We start from the raw sequence: 241 nt of genomic DNA, 5'->3' as shown, positions 1-241 counted from the left end.
GTTGTGTAGTGGAGGGATGGGTGAAGGAGGGGGGATGATTGCGAGAAAGGGTGTGGGATATGGGGGGTTGGATGGTGTAGTGGTTAGGATTTTGAAGAGGAAAGATGGGATTGGAGTGTTGTCTGAGGATGGGGTGGAGATTTTGATTGATGTGGGTATGAATACGGTGAGTGTGAAAGGCAAGGATTTGACTTCATATGTCTGTGATGGGGATAGTGTTGGGAAAGGAGAGAAGGTGGTA

General features: G+C 48.1%; 1 protein-coding gene. It reads left to right on the top strand.

Features of this window, described 5'->3' with window-relative positions:
- Window positions 1-16 precede the first annotated feature (16 nt).
- Window positions 17-241 (top strand): PTS glucose transporter subunit IIA (locus FS628_RS33380; RefSeq protein ID WP_369008925.1); only part of this gene is annotated, 225 nt, incomplete at its 3' end.

It is taken from the genome of Paenibacillus xylanexedens (assembly GCF_007676705.1).
GTDB classification, from domain to species: Bacteria; Bacillota; Bacilli; order Paenibacillales; family Paenibacillaceae; genus Paenibacillus; species Paenibacillus xylanexedens_C.
The sequence above is the reverse complement of the archived record's forward strand: the minus strand, read 5'-3'. Positions and strand labels throughout refer to the sequence as shown.